The organism is Marixanthomonas sp. SCSIO 43207 (assembly GCF_019904255.1).
In the GTDB taxonomy this organism is placed as follows: Bacteria; Bacteroidota; Bacteroidia; order Flavobacteriales; family Flavobacteriaceae; genus Marixanthomonas.
In genome coordinates this window covers 2,401,041-2,415,979 of sequence record NZ_CP063203.1, presented here as the reverse complement: position 1 = coordinate 2,415,979, position 14,939 = coordinate 2,401,041, and the positions used below count along the sequence as shown (strand labels likewise).

The 14,939-nt window shown below is 33.1% G+C and carries 17 protein-coding genes and 1 other RNA gene; 10 read left to right on the top strand and 8 right to left on the bottom strand.

The window, feature by feature from the left end; translation table 11 throughout:
- The first annotated feature begins 67 nt into the window (after positions 1–67).
- Positions 68–1,159: a magnesium/cobalt transporter CorA gene (gene corA / locus INR76_RS11315; RefSeq protein ID WP_223108072.1), complete on the top strand. Its 1,092-nt coding sequence runs from the start codon at positions 68–70 to the stop codon at positions 1,157–1,159.
- Here the strand turns inward: corA and INR76_RS11310 are convergent, their stop codons facing one another.
- Positions 1,160–1,591 (bottom strand): hypothetical protein, encoded by a 432-nt coding sequence (locus tag INR76_RS11310; protein WP_223108071.1) that lies wholly within the window; start codon positions 1,589–1,591, stop codon positions 1,160–1,162.
- A 175-nt stretch (positions 1,592–1,766) separates the two neighbouring features.
- Between INR76_RS11310 and pyrR the strand changes: the two genes are divergently transcribed.
- From pyrR to INR76_RS11270, 8 genes are all read left to right on the top strand, one after another.
- Positions 1,767–2,306: a bifunctional pyr operon transcriptional regulator/uracil phosphoribosyltransferase PyrR gene (gene pyrR, locus INR76_RS11305; protein WP_223108070.1), complete on the top strand. Its 540-nt coding sequence runs from the start codon at positions 1,767–1,769 to the stop codon at positions 2,304–2,306.
- 15 nt (positions 2,307–2,321) lie between these two features.
- Positions 2,322–3,248 (top strand): aspartate carbamoyltransferase catalytic subunit, encoded by a 927-nt coding sequence (locus tag INR76_RS11300; protein WP_223108069.1) that lies wholly within the window; start codon positions 2,322–2,324, stop codon positions 3,246–3,248.
- A gap of 1 nt (position 3,249) precedes the next feature.
- Positions 3,250–3,585 (top strand): ribonuclease Z, encoded by a 336-nt coding sequence (locus INR76_RS11295; protein ID WP_223108068.1) that lies wholly within the window; start codon positions 3,250–3,252, stop codon positions 3,583–3,585.
- 39 nt (positions 3,586–3,624) lie between these two features.
- The gene (locus INR76_RS11290; protein ID WP_223108067.1) at positions 3,625–4,530 is read left to right on the top strand and encodes a ribonuclease Z; all 906 of its coding nucleotides are present in this window, start codon (positions 3,625–3,627) and stop codon (positions 4,528–4,530) included.
- A gap of 74 nt (positions 4,531–4,604) precedes the next feature.
- Positions 4,605–5,249, top strand: a complete 645-nt coding sequence (pdxH, locus tag INR76_RS11285) for a pyridoxamine 5'-phosphate oxidase (protein WP_223108066.1) — start codon at positions 4,605–4,607, stop codon at positions 5,247–5,249.
- A gap of 9 nt (positions 5,250–5,258) precedes the next feature.
- Entirely contained in the window at positions 5,259–5,747 is a 489-nt protein-coding gene (locus INR76_RS11280; protein ID WP_223108065.1) for a histidine phosphatase family protein, read from the top strand.
- Positions 5,744–7,837 (top strand): polyphosphate kinase 1, encoded by a 2,094-nt coding sequence (gene ppk1 / locus INR76_RS11275; RefSeq protein WP_223108064.1) that lies wholly within the window; start codon positions 5,744–5,746, stop codon positions 7,835–7,837. Before INR76_RS11280 ends, ppk1 begins: the two co-directional genes overlap by 4 nt.
- 1 nt (position 7,838) lies before the next feature.
- A complete protein-coding gene (locus INR76_RS11270) occupies positions 7,839–8,750 on the top strand; it encodes a Ppx/GppA phosphatase family protein (protein WP_223108063.1) in 912 nt (303 codons plus the stop codon).
- On the opposite strand, the gene INR76_RS11265 is transcribed toward INR76_RS11270, so the two are convergent.
- From INR76_RS11265 to INR76_RS11255, 3 genes are read right to left on the bottom strand one after another with little or no spacing between them, the layout of a single operon-like run.
- Entirely contained in the window at positions 8,751–9,650 is a 900-nt protein-coding gene (locus tag INR76_RS11265) for an RluA family pseudouridine synthase (RefSeq protein WP_255592604.1), read from the bottom strand.
- Positions 9,622–10,203 carry a tRNA-(ms[2]io[6]A)-hydroxylase gene (locus INR76_RS11260; protein ID WP_223108062.1) on the bottom strand — a complete coding sequence of 194 codons (582 nt, stop codon included), beginning with the start codon at positions 10,201–10,203 and terminating at the stop codon, positions 9,622–9,624. Before INR76_RS11260 ends, INR76_RS11265 begins: the two co-directional genes overlap by 29 nt.
- Positions 10,204–10,256: 53 nt before the next feature.
- Positions 10,257–12,080 (bottom strand): DNA polymerase III subunit gamma/tau, encoded by a 1,824-nt coding sequence (locus INR76_RS11255; protein ID WP_223108061.1) that lies wholly within the window; start codon positions 12,078–12,080, stop codon positions 10,257–10,259.
- Positions 12,081–12,170: 90 nt separating this feature from the next.
- Here INR76_RS11255 and rnpB point away from each other — a divergent pair.
- An RNA gene (gene rnpB / locus INR76_RS11250) (RNase P RNA component class A) lies at positions 12,171–12,495 on the top strand.
- On the opposite strand, the gene INR76_RS11245 is transcribed toward rnpB, so the two are convergent.
- From INR76_RS11245 to INR76_RS11230, 4 genes are read right to left on the bottom strand one after another with little or no spacing between them, the layout of a single operon-like run.
- Positions 12,495–12,884 carry a hypothetical protein gene (locus INR76_RS11245; protein WP_223108060.1) on the bottom strand — a complete coding sequence of 130 codons (390 nt, stop codon included), beginning with the start codon at positions 12,882–12,884 and terminating at the stop codon, positions 12,495–12,497. The genes rnpB and INR76_RS11245 overlap by 1 nt on opposite strands.
- A gap of 9 nt (positions 12,885–12,893) precedes the next feature.
- Positions 12,894–13,427, bottom strand: a complete 534-nt coding sequence (rsmD, locus tag INR76_RS11240) for a 16S rRNA (guanine(966)-N(2))-methyltransferase RsmD (RefSeq protein WP_223108059.1) — start codon at positions 13,425–13,427, stop codon at positions 12,894–12,896.
- Positions 13,427–14,275 (bottom strand): DUF3822 family protein, encoded by an 849-nt coding sequence (locus tag INR76_RS11235; RefSeq protein ID WP_223108058.1) that lies wholly within the window; start codon positions 14,273–14,275, stop codon positions 13,427–13,429. The genes rsmD and INR76_RS11235 overlap by 1 nt, the downstream gene beginning before the upstream one ends.
- On the bottom strand, positions 14,232–14,894 hold the full coding sequence (locus tag INR76_RS11230; RefSeq protein WP_223108057.1) for a hypothetical protein: 663 nt from the start codon (positions 14,892–14,894) through the stop codon (positions 14,232–14,234). Before INR76_RS11230 ends, INR76_RS11235 begins: the two co-directional genes overlap by 44 nt.
- Positions 14,895–14,939: the final 45 nt, after the last annotated feature.

Genomic DNA, 14,939 nt, shown 5'->3' with positions numbered 1-14,939 from the left:
TAACATTGAAATTTAAAATTATAAAAATTGTTTAGTTTTCCTACCTTTAAATTTCAATTATACCAATATGACCGCTAGAAAGAAGAAACGAAAATTAAAAGTGCCTATCGTTAAAAGGCCAATAATCCATAACGAAGCTCCAGGAACGGTAACCTATACTGGTAGAAAAGAAAATATAACTACTAAGGTTGAAATAATAGATTATTCAAAAGATCATTATAATAGGGAAGATTCTGGCAACATTGAAGATGCTTTTGGTTTTGAAACTAGTCAACACATTACTTGGATAAATATTAATGGTCTCAACAACACCAAAGAAATCGAACGTTTAGGGGAGTATTATAATTTGCACCCATTAATTCAAGAAGATATTGTTACAACCAATCAACGTCCTAAAATGGATGAGTATGAGGAATATCTATTTATTGTTTTTAAAATGTTGCATTACTCAGATGAAGGTGAGTTTATCAATGAACACGTAAGCATGGTGGTGGGGAAAGATTATGTTACTACTTTTCAAGAGGCTGATGGCGATGTTTGGGATGGACTTCGAGATAGAATAGAAAATGCGAAAGGTCGCGTGCGTGGTAAAGGTGCCGATTACCTAATGTTTGCTCTACTGGACGCTGTAGTTGATAATTATTTCAGCGTAATAGAAACATTAAGTGCAAAAATAGAGTTTATTGAAGACCAACTATTTGAAGATAAAATTGAAGAAGATATTACACAAGATATTCAAGTATTGAAAAAAGAAATATTACGAATAAGAAGGGCTGTAGTACCGCTTCGAGAAGTAATTAATAGGCTTGAAAAAACAGATACAACATTAATTGAAGAACGTACTCAAAATTACATACGTGATTTGTACGACCATATTATTCAAGTTTCAGAAAGTGTAGACATTTATCGTGAAATGATTTGGGGTCTTATGGATATGTACATGACAACTATTAGTAATAAAATGAACGAAGTCATGAAGGTTTTAACCATTATGGCCTCGATATTTATTCCCTTAACATTTATGGCAGGAATTTATGGGATGAATTTTGAATACATCCCGGAACTCCATCTTAAATACGGTTATTTCTACCTTTGGGGTGCTATGATTATCGTATTTTTTGGTCTATTATGGTATTTTAAACGCAAGAAGTGGTTATAATTACTTAAGCCACCCTTTTTGTTTTGCCCCTTTGCTATAAAAGTATAAAAATATACAAACCGCAATAACAATCAACGGCATTACAATTGCTTGTGCCCCCATTACATCCATTACATCGGTTGCAAAAATCCAATAACCTTGTGCAATTAAAACAGCAAGTAATGAAAGACCAAATAACGGTACAGTAATCTTTTTACGCATAAGCATAGTGATACAGCCCAATAACCCAGCTATTGTTGCTATTCCAAATGCTACAGTATACCAAGATGGCAGGCCGGTAAATAATTCCATTTCTTCTTCAGAAACCCCTTCAGAAATTAACTCAGTCATAAAAGTTGAAGCTATAAATTGAAAAACGCCCATTATATTCCATAAAAGGGCTAGTACTGCTATAATCCAAAAAGCAGTATTGGGTTTGGTAGTGGTTGTCATAATTGTGTTTTTTTGGTTGTTAAAATTAAAAGTACAAAAATGTTTTTACATGATTTGTTCTGAAAAATGCATTTACAATTCTGAGTTTCTTATTAAAAACCTAATTGTAAACTTAACGTATAAGTTCATTAAAAAAATAGTACTTTTGTATTTTGAATCTTAGCTTAACAATTCTATGAGCCAAAAAGTGCTTTTAAACGCAACCGAAATCAACATTGCGCTTCATCGCTTGGCTTGCCAATTAATTGAAAATCACGACACCTTTTCAGATACTGTTTTAATAGGAATACAACCTCGAGGTGTATATCTAGCAGAACGCTTAAAAATCTTACTTGAAGATGAATATAAAATTAAAAATATTCAATTAGGGTATCTTGATATTACTTTTTATCGTGATGATTTCAGAAGAAGCGAAAAACCTCTTGAAGCCAATAAAACCAATATTAATTTTATTGTTGAAGACAAAAAAGTAGTTTTTATAGACGATGTACTTTATACAGGAAGAAGCATACGGTCTGCATTGACAGCAGTACAGTCTTTTGGTCGTCCTTTAGAAATTGAGCTTTTAACGCTTATAGATAGAAGGTTTAGCAGACATTTACCTATTCAACCAGATTATAGAGGCAGACAAGTTGATGCAATAAACAATGAAAAGGTTAAAGTATGCTGGAAAGAAAATGAAGGAGAAGATGTTGTATACTTGGTTAAAAATTAAATAATTGAATAAATTATGAGCGAATTAAGTGTAAATCACTTACTAGGAATAAAATACATTACCGAAGACGATATTCAATTAATCTTCGAAACGGCAGATCATTTTAAAGAAGTTATCAATAGGCCTATTAAAAAAGTTCCCTCGCTTAGAGATATTACCATTGCAAATTTATTTTTTGAAAACAGCACTAGAACAAGACTTTCATTTGAATTGGCTGAAAAAAGACTCTCTGCAGATGTCATAAACTTTTCTGCATCATCATCTTCAGTTAAAAAAGGAGAAACTCTCGTTGATACGGTAAACAATATTCTATCAATGAAAGTAGATATGGTAGTAATGAGACACCCCAATCCAGGAGCGGGTATTTTTCTTTCAAAAAATATAAAAGCAAGTATTGTAAATGCTGGTGATGGAGCTCATGAACATCCTACTCAAGCTTTATTAGATTGTTATTCAATACGAGAAAAACTAGGTGATGTAAGCGGAAAAAAAGTAGTTATTGTAGGTGATATTTTACACTCAAGAGTAGCGCTTAGCAACATATTTGCCCTACAAAAATTAGGAGCAGAAGTAAAAGTTTGTGGCCCCAAAACACTCATACCTAAACATATAGAAGCCTTAGATGTTAAGGTAGAAACCAATCTTCGTAAAGCTTTAGAATGGTGTGATGTTGCCAATATGTTGAGAGTGCAAAATGAACGAATGGATATTAGTTATTTTCCCACCACTCGTGAATACACACAGCAATTTGGCGTAAATAAAAAACTATTAGACAGCCTTAATAAAGAAATTGTCGTGATGCACCCAGGTCCTATTAATAGAGGTGTAGAAATTACAAGCGATGTAGCCGACAGTAAACAAGCTATTATATTAAATCAAGTGCAAAATGGAGTAGCGGTACGAATGGCTGTTCTATATTTATTAGCTTCAAAAATTCAGTAAGATGAAAATTATCAATCAAGAAAAATATGTAATACTGGCAGACGAGCAAGATGATATTTCAGACTTTGCTTCTTTTCTTGAGTATCAAATTCCGAAGAAATTTAAAGGCCAAAATGTAGTTGTAGACCTTTTAAAATACCAAAAATTAACTCTTCAAGAGTTGCTCAAGTTTTTAAATGTGTCAAATCTACACCGTAAAACAAAACATTCTTTTGTATTGGTTAATAGTGCAATTAATCCAGACGTTATCCCAATGGAAATGATTGTGGTACCTACCTTGCAAGAAGCTTCAGATATTGTTGATATGGAAGAAGTAGAACGCGATCTAGGTTTTTAAAGCTATTTTTTTCTGAAATCACAACTTAAAATTTAATTTATGAAATTGACCATACTTGGCTGTCATTCTGCTACACCACGCATTACTGCAAACCCTACAGCACAGGTTTTAGAAATTCAAGGTCATTTATTCTTGATTGATTGTGGAGAAGCTACACAGGTACAGTTAAGACGTTATAAAGTTAAGTTCTCTCGTATAAAACATATTTTTATATCACATTTACATGGTGATCATTTTTTTGGGTTAGTAGGGTTAATTTCTACATTCAGATTATTAGGAAGAGAAGCAGATTTGCACGTTTACGGACCAAAAGGTATAAAAGAAGCCATAACGCTTCAGCTTAAACTAGGAAAGTCTTGGACCAACTACTCATTGTTTTTTCACGAACTAGACAGCACAAAACCCACCCAAATTTTTGAAGATGATAAAGTTAAAATAACCACAATACCTTTAAATCATCGTGTTTACACCAATGGGTTTTTATTTCAAGAAAAAACAAAAGAACGAAAACTAGATTATAAAGCAGCCCAAAAAGCAAATATTCATCACACTTATTTTCAGAAATTAAAACAAGGTTTTGACGTTAAAAATGAAAGCGATGAACTTATAAAAAACAACACTGTTACTCTTGAACCCGAACCCTCTTTGTCCTACGCTTACTGTAGTGATACTGCTTATTTTCCAGAAATAATTCCGCAGATAAAAGATGCAACGGTATTGTATCATGAATCTACTTTTCTAGAATCACACCACCACTTGTGTGAACCCACCAAACATAGCACAGCCAAAGAAGCCGCTGTTATAGCTAAAAAAGCAAATGTAAACACCTTAATACTCGGGCACTATTCAGGTAGGTACGGAGATTTGTCACTTTTTAAAAAGGAAGCCGAAGAGGTTTTTTTTAATGTAAAACTTGCCGAAGACGGAAAAGTTTTTGAGTTTTAAAATTTAATAGATATTTAAAGTTTTCTATTTTAAAACCAACTGCAAAACTTGTAAATTGCAGTAAACAAGTGGTAATGGGTAAAAATTTACACACATATAGAAAATCGTACGAAAAAGATAATTTACTTCAATCCAATGTGGATGAAAACCCAATGCAACAATTTCAAAATTGGTTTTTTGAAGTAAAAGAGTCTGATGGAGTTGATGAAGTAAATGCAATGACACTTTCAACTCTTGGAGAGGATGGTTTTCCTCGAGGTAGAGTTGTTTTATTAAAAAAATATAACGAAAACGGGTTTTACTTTTACACCAATTATACTAGTGAAAAAGGAGTTTCTATAACAAATCATGATAAGGTTTGTTTGTCTTTTTTTTGGCCCAATATGGAGCGGCAAATCATTATAAAAGGTGTAGCTGAAAAAACTTCAGAAGAAGATTCAACAAATTATTTTCACTCCAGACCACGCGGAAGCCAATTAGGAGCACTCGTCTCAAACCAAAGTAGTCCTATTGAAAGCAGAGAAGCTTTGCAACAAAAGCTTGATGATTTAGAAAAAGAATATGAAGGCAAAGAAATTCCGAAACCTGAAAATTGGGGAGGTTTTTTGGTAAGACCCACAGAAATTGAATTTTGGCAAGGCAGACCTAATAGGCTTCACGATCGCATACAATATACTTTAGAAGGAGTTGATTGGAATATTAAACGTCTGCAACCATAACTAAAAATTATGAAAACACTTTATTTAGTTAGACACGCAAAATCTTCATGGAAATATGAAGTAGATGATCACATGAGACCTCTTAAAAAAAGAGGTCACAATGATGCTAAGTTAGTTTCAGAAAAAATCACATCTGAGGTTGAACAACCACAAAAAATTTTGAGTAGTGATGCCAATAGAGCTCGTACCACCGCAGAATATTTTAAAAAAGCTCTTAGCGTGACAGACGACAATTATGAACTTACTCACGATTTGTATGACTTTAGTGGTCAACAAGTAATGCACGTCATTAAAAACCTTGATAATTCATTAGACAGAGTGATGATTGTTGGTCATAACCATGCGTTTACCTCTACTGTAAATATGATGGGAAGCAAAAAAATTGAAAACTTACCTACCAGTGGTTTTGTGATGATTGAATTTGATGAAGATGATTGGAATAATGTATCAACCGGCGTTACCAAAAAAATGGTATTTCCCAGACATTTAAAAAAATGACCGAAAGAATAGACAATCTAGATACAACTAAAAATCAATACCGTAATCGTGAACTTAGTTGGCTTCAATTCAACGCTCGTGTTTTACAAGAAGCAGAAGATCCTTCTGTTCCGCTTATTGAGCGCCTTCGGTTTTTAGGTATTTTTTCAAATAATCTAGACGAATTTTTCAAAGTACGGTACGCTACAGTGCGAAGAATTGTTGAAGCTGGTAAAGGAGGTAGAAGCTTTTTAGGCGGAATTTCAGCTTCAGATTTATTAGAAGAAATTACTCAAATAGTAATTGAGCAGCAATCTCATAGTCTTCGCATACTTAAAAAAATACGTAAAGAGCTTCAGAAAGAAAATATCTTTATTATCAATGAAACTGAAGTAAGCAAAGCCCAAAGTGAGTTTATTTCAGATTATTTCTTACGCAAAGTAAGCCCGGCACTAGTAACAATAATGATTGGTGAGCTAGAAGAGTTTCCTATGCTTAAAGACAGTGCTGCTTATTTGGCTGTGCGTATGGTGATGAAAAAGGAGGATGACACCTTTCAATCTAGAAGTAATTTTGCATTGATTGAGATTCCTAAAGTTGTTGATAGGTTTGTAGTGCTTCCGCAAAAGGGAGATAAGCAATATATTATCATTTTGGATGATTTAATAAGGTATTGTCTTCATAATATCTTCAGCATATTTAAGTACGAAAGCATCTCGGCACATATGATTAAAATCACACGCGATGCAGAATTAGATATTGACAGTGATTTAAGCCGAAGTTTTATTGAAAAAATTTCAAAAAGTGTAAAAAACAGAAGTACAGGTGATCCGGTTCGTTTTGTTTATGATAAAAGTATCGATGCTGAAACACTTCAGTTTTTACTTCAAAAAATGGGTATTGATACAACAGATAGTATCATTCCTGGTGGTAGGTACCACAATAGACGAGACTATATGAAGTTTCCTAGCTTAGGAAGAAATGATTTACTCTATAAAAAAATAGAGCCTTTAGCCATCCCGGGGTTGAGTTTACAAGGTAGTTTACTTGATAAAATAGCGCACAAAGACTATTTGTTATATGCTCCTTATCAAAGTTTTTCATACGTTGTGAAGTTTTTACGCGAAGCAGCTCTAGATCCAAATGTAAAATCTATTAGAATTACAATATATAGATTGGCTCAAATCTCACATATTGCCAGTTCTTTAATAAATGCTGCCAAAAATGGTAAAAATGTGATTGTACAAATTGAATTGCAAGCACGTTTTGATGAAGAAGCCAATATACAATACGCAGAGCAAATGCAGAGTGAGGGCGTTAGGCTTATTTTTGGTGTTTCTGGGCTCAAAGTACATTGCAAAGCTTGTGTGATTGAAAGACTTGAAAACGAAAAAATTAAACGGTATGCTTTTATAAGTACTGGAAACTTTAATGAATCTACCGCCAGAATTTATACAGATTATACTTTGTTCACTTCTAACCAAAAAATAGGCAAAGAAATCAATAAGGTATTTGATTTTTTTGAAGTGAATTATAAAATTAAAAAGTACAATCATTTAATTGTTTCACCGCATTACACCCGAAATTCAATTTACAATTTAATTGAAAATGAAATTCAGAATAAGAAAAAAGGTAATTCTAGCGGTATTCGGTTAAAAATGAATAGCCTGTCAGACTTCAAAATGATTGATAAGCTTTATCAAGCAAGTAGAGCAGGCGTAAAAATTAAATTAATAATTCGTGGAATTTGCTGCTTAATGCCTGGTATAAAAGGAATGAGTGAAAATATTGAAGTTATAAGTATAGTAGATAAGTTTTTAGAACATCCTCGATTGTTTATATTTGATAATAACGGCCAACCAAAAATTTACATTTCATCTGCAGATTTTATGGGTCGTAATTTAGACAACCGCGTTGAAATATCATGCCCTATTTATGATGAAGAAATAAAAAAAGAACTAATTGATACGTTTGAAATATCTTGGAAAGACAATGTAAAAGCTCGAATAATTTCAGGAAAAGCATTAAATAGATACCGTAAAAATGATGAAGAGCCTTTCCGGTCACAATTCAAACTGTATGAATATTACAAACAAAAATTAGAAAAATAGTTTGCTAGATATAAGAAAATATGCCGCAATAGATATAGGCTCAAATGCCATACGATTATTAATTGCTTTAGTGATTCAACAAAAAGGGAAAGATCCTATTTTTAAAAAAAGATCGTTGGTGCGTGTACCTATACGTCTAGGAGCAGATGTATTTATTGAAGGTAAAATTTCAGAAGAAAATTACAAACGTATGCTTGACGCTATGAATGCGTTTAGCTTATTAATGGAAACTCACGAAGTAAGTCGTTTTAGAGCTTGTGCTACATCGGCAATGCGAGAAGCTCAAAATGGTACCGAAATAGCAAAAAGACTTAAAAAAGAAACTGGACTTAACATAAATATTATTGACGGTAATGATGAAGCCGCTATCATTGCAACAACAGATTTAAAAGAGCTGATTCAAACCGATAAAACATTTTTGTATGTAGATGTAGGAGGTGGTAGTACAGAATTTACGTTGTTTAGCGATGGTAAAACAAAAGCGTCGAGATCTTTTAAGTTAGGTACCGTTAGATTAATTAACAATATGACTAAAGAAACAATCTGGCAAGAGGTTGAAGACTGGATTGTGAAAGTAGTAAAACCTTATAAAAAGGTATCACTAATAGGTTCTGGCGGAAATATTAATCATATTTATAAAAACAGCGGAAAAAAAATAGGTAAGCCTTTGAGCTATTTTTACCTAGGTTCTTATTATGAAATGATTAAATCGTTGAGTTATGAGGAGCGTATTACCGAGCTAAGTATGAATCCCGATAGGGCAGATGTGATTATACCGGCCACTCGCATATACCTATCTGCTATGAAATGGAGTGGCGCCAAAAACATGTATGTTCCTAAAATAGGACTATCAGACGGGATCATAAAAAGTCTATACAATGAAAAAGTTGCCGCAGAACTTGAAGTAAACTAATTATAGCTTATCAAAAATTCTTGTAAACTTTTTGGGAAGTTTACTTTCTACAGAAATAATTTCATTACTAATAGGGTCTTTAAAAATTAATTTTGAAGCGTGTAAATACAACCCTTTTCCTGAGCTTATAACTTCCTTTTTACCATATTTTTTATCTCCTAAAATAGGTGAGTTAATTTGCGAAAGATGAATACGTAGTTGGTGTTTTCTACCGGTTTTAGGAAATAATGTAACAAGATTTAAATACTCAAACTTTTCTGAAACAACACTTTTAATAACCTTATATTCTGTGTAAGCTTTTTTTCCGTCAATGGGGTTTTGTATAGTGCCTTGTGATTTTAATGAACCGTATGTAATTGCAAAATACGTTTTTTGAATACTTCGGGTTTTAAACAGCTTGTTTAAAGCTATCATAGCAGAATAGGATTTTGCAACAAGTAGCAAACCACTAGTAGGAAAATCTAATCGATGTACTGGTTTTGGTCTATCTAGTGCATCAATTGCAGAACTTTTTTTAAGATTATGAGGAAGTGCATTTACAATAGTCTTTTTTTTATTACCGCTTACCAAAATACCAGGCGGTTTGTTGATAATTGCTAAATGGTCATTCTCAAAACAGATCTCTAAATCTAATGTAAGTATGGGTTTGTTCTCTTTACTTGTTGAAATAAGTGTAATAACCTCTCCGCCAAACAATAGAGTAGCCGTTTCAGCTCTGGTACCATTTACCGAAACGACACCTTTATCAATCGCTTTTTTCATTCCTTTTCTTGAAGGAATGGTTTTAAATATACCTCCTGCATAGTCTGAAAGACGAATAGGTATATTAAGTAAAGGAACTGTATGTTTTTCTTTTTTAATAGTGCGTTGATTAACCGTGCATGGTTTCTTCTTTGCCAAGATCCTTCATAATCTCAGCTTCAAAAGTGAGAAGGTTTTTCCACTTTTTATCTACTTCTTCTCGGTCTCCATATTTCCTTGCAAAGCCTAAAAACATAGTATAGTGATTTGCCTCACTTACCATTAAACTTCTGTAAAAATCAGCTAGTTCTTTATCGTTTAACTGCTCGCTTAATAATCGAAATCGCTCACAGCTTCTTGCTTCAATTAGTGCTGCGTATAATAACCTGTGAACCAAATTTGTAGTTCTGCTTCCTCCTTTTGGGAAAAATGTCATTAATTTATTTACATATTCATCTTTCCGGTCACGACCAAGCGTCCAGCCACGTTCAATTATTTTATCGTGTACTAATTTAAAATGGCTTATTTCTTCTTTAACCAAGGCTGTCATTTCTTGAACCAACTCTGTATATTCAGGATAAGTAACAATAAATGAAATAGCGGTTGACGCAGCCTTTTGCTCACAAAACGCGTGATCTGTTAATATTTCTTCTACGTTTTTTTCAACAATATTGACCCATCGAGGATCGGTAGGAAGTTGTAAGCCAAGCATAATTAATGAGTTTATTTATACGCTGCAAAAATACAAAATATCAAATGACTGTTCTAGATATCTAAATCAAACTCTTTGCGTAGTTTTTCTAAAGCCGGATTTTTTTCTCTTAGTTTATCAAACTTTTCGCGAGTAGTATAAGCATATTTTTTCTGAACAGTCTCGTTAACCAAAATATCGAGATCGATATCATAATTTTGAAGTTGGCTTCGTAAATAGCCCAATAACTCGTGTTTTTCGCGTTCTACTTCTACTTTTATAGTATCATTCGGAAATTCTAAGTGAATTGTGCTTCCATCGAGTCTTGGTACACCCATTGTAAGGTGCGACAGCAAATTAAATTTACCGTCTTTTTCTACTTTTTTTGCATACTGAGTCCACGCTGTACGCATTTCTTCTTCGGTAAAGCTTTCGGCAGGTAAATTTCTTTGATCAGGCTGGTTTGCGATTAATTCTTTTTGAAGTTCTTGCTTTTTCCGAATACTTTTTAACGATAAAGCTGAAACTTTTTTATTGTTTTTTTCTGAAAGAATTTTAGATCGTTCTTCAGCAATTTTATTTGTACTAGGAGTATCTTCAGTTACTGCAGTAGAAGGAGAGTTTTCTTCTGTTTTAGTAGTTGAAGGTATTTCATTCTTTTTAAGGGTAACGGGTTTTTCTTCAGAATTGTTTGCCTTTACAGGTTTTGAAATGTGTTCAGACTCATTATTTTCTTGTGAACCAGTTGTAGATGTTTCTTTTTCAGAAGCTTTAAAATGGGAGGGAGGTATTACGTATCGAGTTTTTGTTTTGCCGTTTAATCTAGGCTTTTTTTTTTCGTCAGTAGCTGTAAGAGAAGCCAATTGCATAAGGCACAGTTCAACCAGCAAACGTTGATTACGACTTGTTTTAAACTTTAAATCACAAGCATTAGCAATATCAATTGCTTCTAATAAAAAGTTGTGAGAGGTTTTTTGAGATTGTTCAAAATACATCGCTTTTACCTGCTCTCCAACTTCTAGTAACTCGATAGTTTGTTGATTTTTACAAACCATTAAATCCCTGAAATGTGAAGCAAGCCCCATGATAAAGTGGTGCCCATCAAACCCTTTTGATAAAATATCATTATATGCCAATAAAACTTCAGGAATGTCATTGTTAATTAACAAATCTGTAATCTGAAAGTAATAAGTATAATCGAGAACATTTAAGTTTTCTGTAACAGCTTGGCGTGTTAAAGTTTTTCCTGAAAAGCTTACCACACGATCAAATATTGAAAGTGCATCACGTAAAGCTCCATCTGCTTTTTGAGCTACAATATGCAGTGCGTCGTCTTCGGCATTGATACCTTCTTGTTTGGCAACATCTGCAAGATGATTTTTTATATCACGAACAGTAATTCTTCTGAAATCAAAAATTTGACAACGTGATAATATTGTAGGGATTATTTTATGTTTTTCGGTAGTTGCTAAAATAAAAATTGCGTGTTTAGGTGGTTCTTCAAGCGTTTTTAAAAAAGCGTTGAAAGCTGCTGAAGAAAGCATGTGTACCTCGTCAATGATATAGACTTTATAACTACCTACTTGCGGCGGTATACGTACTTGATCTATTAAATTACGTATGTCATCTACAGAATTATTTGAAGCAGCATCCAATTCAAAAATATTAAATGCAAAATCTTCATCTTCTTGTTCTGTTCCGTCTTGGTTAATTTTTTTTGCCAAAATTCTAGCGCAAGTAGTTTTTCCAACTCCTCGAGGACCAGTAAAGAGTAAAGCTTGCGCCAAATGGTCATTTTCAATAGCATTATTAAGCGTATTGGTAATAGCTTGTTGCCCAACTACATCTTTAAATTGTGTAGGGCGGTATTTACGGGCAGATACTATAAAATGTTCCATAGGCAAAACAAATATAACTATGTCCTGTTTTATTTTAAAAAAATTGGTGTTTCATTTTTACCGTATTTATTAACATTGGTTTACTTTTGCACTGCAGGCCACCTTATCGCTATATGTTCAGCTTGACTGAGCATTTGGAGGAAAGTCCGGACACCATAGGGAAGCATAGCGGCTAACAGCCGTCATCTCAATTATTGAGAGCGGACAAGTGCAACAGAAAGAATGTACAGGTAATGCTGTAGTGAAATCAGGTAAACTCTATGCGGTGAAATGCCACGTAAACCTGTGCTTGAGGGTACCCGCCCAATGCAGGAGGGTAGGCAGATAGAGCGTTTTGGTAACAAAACGTCCAGATAAATGATAAGGATTTCGATTATTCGGAATACAGAATCCGGCTTATAGGCCTGCTATTTTTTAATTTTTTGAGTGTAAAACTTCTTTTGCCCACAGTTTACATTCTTCTACACTGTAAAAAACATTGAAAGCTCTGTCATAAAACTTTTTTTCAAATAATGCATTTTGATACGAAGATTCATTATAACAAAGAACAGCCATTCCCATTAATTGATTGGTATAAGCATCTTTTTGTAAATAACTTGTTGGATTTACAGTGTAATCATTTTTTCGATTTGAAATATAAATAAAGGGCTTTCCTGTAAAGTATTTATCAAAGATTTTATAAAGCTGCTTTCGTTCTTCTACATCAAACAAAACGCCTTCGTGTATAGTTGAAATTACACAATTGTCGTGTATTTCAAGCGTACAGAAGTTTAACTCAATTAATACAGGCTCTGGGGACAACATAAAGCTATTTTACTGAAAAAAACTAAAAACAGATCCTCCGTACTTACGGCTCTCTTTAAAATGAGGAAAATTAGAAAGATCAGTGTGTTTTGAATGCTCAATAATAACCAATCCGTTTGGATTTATCAAGTTGTTTTGAAAGATTTTTCCTATAAAACTCTCAAATTCTTGATTATCAAATTTGTAAGGCGGATCTGCAAAGATAATATCAAATTTTGTTGTAATAGCAGAAAGGAATTTAAACACATCAGACTTTACAGTTTTTATTGAAAAATCAAGTTCTTGAGAAGTTTTCTGAATGTATTTTACACACGCATAATGGGCGTCAACTGCAGTGATATCTTGTGTTCCTCGTGAAGCAAACTCATAGCTTATATTTCCGGTTCCGGCGAAGAGATCAAGTAAGCTTATTTCTTCAAAAATATAATCATTTCGTAATATATTGAAGAGTGCTTCTTTAGCAAAATCTGTTGTAGGCCTTACAGGAAGGTTTCTTGGCGCAATTAATCTTCTTCCTTTATGTGTTCCTGATATAATACGCATTACAAACTACTTTTTAAAACAAAATGGTTATGATTACTTATATTTTTGCCAAGGTTTATGTTTGATTTTATTTCAGAAATAAAAGAAACATTCCTTATGTATTTGTAAGCAATATCATAAAGCTCATCTTCTTTTGATATTGCTCCCAAAAGGAAAACGGCTGTGCTTTCTGGATTAAGAGTTAATTGTTCCATACAGAATAAGATGTAGTAGATAAAATCTTCTGGTGTTTTGTATGAAAATGTATTACACAAAGTTAGATTTCCATTTTGAATAGCTAGACAATCAAAAGTATTACTTTGTACGTGTATATATAGCTTTTCTTCTTTTGAAAATTTTTCTGAAGTTACAAGCGTATTGATAAGTACGGTGCTTGTATGATAATACTTAAATGAGCCGTATTTTTCAAAGAAGTAGTTGTTTACGTTGATAAATGGAACGTAAACGATAACCATATCTAGACTTTGTATTGTATCAAATGAAATATAATCGTTAGCAAGAATTTTTGAGTTAAACTTTAAATAATCACTTGCTTTGTTTTCATCAAATAGGGCAGTGGGTACAGTTGTGTAAAGATTGGTTGCATACAGCAAAACTACTTCGTCATAACTATAAGTTGCTAACTCCTGTTTCTTTTCAATTACTTGTTGTATTGTTTCTAGAGTTTCTTCTGGAGTAAGGGAAGAGTCAAATTTTTTTTCAAAAAAAAACAAAACTTCCTTGTCATCACAAGATGTGACTAAAAAAGAAAGTCCGGTCAAAGAAATTTGAACGGACAGTCTTTTAGATTTATTAGCTATGTTGTTATAACTTTTTGCCAGAGTCATAAGATTTTCCCCAATTACCATTGGTGTCAATTTCATCCATAGATCCTACTTGTACTTTTGCACCACGTACACCATCTACAGTATTGGCTTGTTTTTCTTGATAAATTAAGTCTTCATCCATTCCTTGAAGAACAACTTCTTTTGGCACACTTGCTTGGAAAACCGAGTAAACACTTCCGTTTTTAGTGATTGTTCCTGCTTCTAAGTCAAATTGGGCATCAACTCCTTTAATTGGAACATTCATCATTTCTTTATAGCGATCTGTTGATCCGTAAAGAGAATCTTTAACCGGTGTAAAGCTTAATGTATCAATTAAAGTTTCAGTAATAAAGTATCCTTCGTCAATTCCGTAAGCTTTGTTTTTTTCAACATCTGCATAAACTGAATCGCGTCTTTGTGTAATTGCAAACTGTGCTGTATCTAGAAAACGTACTAAACTATCAAAGCTACCTGTAAAACCACCTACAATTTCTTGATAAGCTAGCTCAGCATCTCTAATATCTTTTAAATTATTAATTACTTTTTGGTAACGAACTTCTTTTTCTTTGTTAAAGTTATAAGGTCCACTTATGGATGAATAAAGTTTGTATCCTAAAAAGATAATAACAATCCAAAGAATTATCTGTATTACAAGTCTCATTGTACGATAGTTTTGTTAACGTTTAATATTTAGTAAAGGTCTCTC

Excerpts from the sequence above, each read along its gene's own strand:
- corA (WP_223108072.1), top strand. The coding sequence starts at position 68 with ATGACCGCTAGAAAGAAGAAACGAAAATTAAAAGTGCCTATCGTTAAA.
- INR76_RS11310 (WP_223108071.1), bottom strand. The coding sequence starts at position 1,591 with ATGACAACCACTACCAAACCCAATACTGCTTTTTGGATTATAGCAGTA.
- pyrR (WP_223108070.1), top strand. The coding sequence starts at position 1,767 with ATGAGCCAAAAAGTGCTTTTAAACGCAACCGAAATCAACATTGCGCTT.
- INR76_RS11300 (WP_223108069.1), top strand. The coding sequence starts at position 2,322 with ATGAGCGAATTAAGTGTAAATCACTTACTAGGAATAAAATACATTACC.
- INR76_RS11295 (WP_223108068.1), top strand. The coding sequence starts at position 3,250 with ATGAAAATTATCAATCAAGAAAAATATGTAATACTGGCAGACGAGCAA.
- INR76_RS11290 (WP_223108067.1), top strand. The coding sequence starts at position 3,625 with ATGAAATTGACCATACTTGGCTGTCATTCTGCTACACCACGCATTACT.
- pdxH (WP_223108066.1), top strand. The coding sequence starts at position 4,605 with ATGGGTAAAAATTTACACACATATAGAAAATCGTACGAAAAAGATAAT.
- INR76_RS11280 (WP_223108065.1), top strand. The coding sequence starts at position 5,259 with ATGAAAACACTTTATTTAGTTAGACACGCAAAATCTTCATGGAAATAT.
- ppk1 (WP_223108064.1), top strand. The coding sequence starts at position 5,744 with ATGACCGAAAGAATAGACAATCTAGATACAACTAAAAATCAATACCGT.
- INR76_RS11260 (WP_223108062.1), bottom strand. The coding sequence starts at position 10,203 with ATGCTTGGCTTACAACTTCCTACCGATCCTCGATGGGTCAATATTGTT.
- INR76_RS11255 (WP_223108061.1), bottom strand. The coding sequence starts at position 12,080 with ATGGAACATTTTATAGTATCTGCCCGTAAATACCGCCCTACACAATTT.
- INR76_RS11245 (WP_223108060.1), bottom strand. The coding sequence starts at position 12,884 with ATGTTGTCCCCAGAGCCTGTATTAATTGAGTTAAACTTCTGTACGCTT.
- rsmD (WP_223108059.1), bottom strand. The coding sequence starts at position 13,427 with ATGCGTATTATATCAGGAACACATAAAGGAAGAAGATTAATTGCGCCA.
- INR76_RS11235 (WP_223108058.1), bottom strand. The coding sequence starts at position 14,275 with ATGGTAATTGGGGAAAATCTTATGACTCTGGCAAAAAGTTATAACAAC.
- INR76_RS11230 (WP_223108057.1), bottom strand. The coding sequence starts at position 14,894 with ATGAGACTTGTAATACAGATAATTCTTTGGATTGTTATTATCTTTTTA.